The following is a 1,462-nucleotide window of genomic DNA, read 5'->3' on the forward strand; positions in this document are numbered from 1 at the left end:
GGAACCCTACGCACCGAAGTGCGTCGGGGCCAAAACAAACATGGCTTAAAGAAAATCAAACACGCGCTGTTGAGTTCTCAAGAAACAATCACTCTTCCCGTACAAGCGCCAGAACCGAAGTTCCGCCTGCTCTTCCGGAGAAGGCTTTTTGCGTTTCCGCTGTTGTGTCTTTACTTTATCAGGTGTTCCGCGCCCCGCCAAATCGGCGGTTTGTGGCAGCGTTTCCGCTAAACACGAGATCGGGGTAAAGCCCGTTTTGCTTCGTTAGGTTCCGAGTTCCGACCTTGCGGCCTTTGTTCGTTTCCTTGAAGCGACTCTTCGAGTTTACATGGCCGGAGCAGTGCTCGAACCACTTTGCTTCGAAGAGGATGTCTGAGATCGCGACCCGGCTTCGAGTCGGCCCTTGCGGGCCGCTCACCGTCTCGCGGCGACCTGGTGAACATTACCCGTAGCCCACACCCCAGGCAAACCGGGCTCCTGTGTCACCGGTCACCGGCACTCCAAGTGGGGGCGACTGCCTCCGTCCGCGCTCCCTAACCCCCCGCCGCCGGGTTCTCGCGTTCCCCGCATGCGCACGTGCGCGAGCCCGCGCGCGCGTTCGTGCTGTGCCACCCCGTCCCTCTGAGCTGTGCCACCCCCGTCCCTCTGAGGATCCTTGGGTCCGCGCACCCAGCGGCCTCCCTCCTCCCGCGCCCTCCACACCCCGGCGCCGTTCCCACCCCTCACTCCCGACCTCCGGCACCCCACGAGGAGCTCGGCCACTCACCCAAATGACGAAACAAGGCACCGGAAATCCTCATCCAGTTGACTAAATGAAGCCCTGTTCAGGATGACCTCCTACTCCAACCCCTTCTTCTTCGACACAACTCCTCCAGACGCCGAAGAGTCCCTGTTTTCGCACGTCAGAGGCGCTTCACACATCCCAGTCAAGATCATTCTCGTATCAATCGAGAAAGGCACGAAAACTTCTCGAAGCACTCTTGCACCACAGCCGGACCCGACACATGATGTGCAGCGTCACAGGAACTCATTCTCTGGTCACCCGGTCCGCCCTCCCACGGGAAAACCTCGACCAGACCGCGTGCCGGAAGTTCGGGGGAACGGCGGGCGCAACGCGGCCATGCACCCTCGGAAGGACCTGCATGGACTCCTCATTCCCCGACACCCCTGCCGGTGCCCCCGCCCCAAAGTCAGTCCCAACGCGGACGCGCCGATCGAGGGTGAGTGGTCCAACGGCGACCCGGCTTCGACGTTGGCCTTCGACACCACGACCGATGTCGTGGTGGAGGGGAGCTTCGGCTGCCCCAACGTCGACGAGGCCGGGTTCACCGCGACCTACGCGGTGACCAACGCGGACGACCCCGCGAGCCCCATCACGGTGAGCGGCTGATCCGTCCGGGGCCGTTCCGCGCGGCCCCCTTTCTGATCCCCCTCCTCCGGGCCGAGCCTGGCCCGGCCCTCC

General features: G+C 63.1%; 1 protein-coding gene and 1 pseudogene. Both read left to right on the plus strand.

From position 1 onward, the window contains the following. A partial coding sequence (locus tag ADX84_RS26920) for a hypothetical protein (RefSeq protein WP_234004185.1) occupies positions 1–231 on the plus strand: 231 nt, incomplete at its 5' end. Between the two features lie 958 nt (positions 232–1,189). Next, a pseudogene (locus ADX84_RS25870) lies at positions 1,190–1,390 on the plus strand (hypothetical protein); the annotation flags it as partial. Between the last annotated feature and the right edge of the window lie 72 nt (positions 1,391–1,462).

Source organism: Nocardiopsis sp. SBT366, from assembly GCF_001083815.1.
Lineage (GTDB): Bacteria > Actinomycetota > Actinomycetes > Streptosporangiales > Streptosporangiaceae > Nocardiopsis > Nocardiopsis prasina.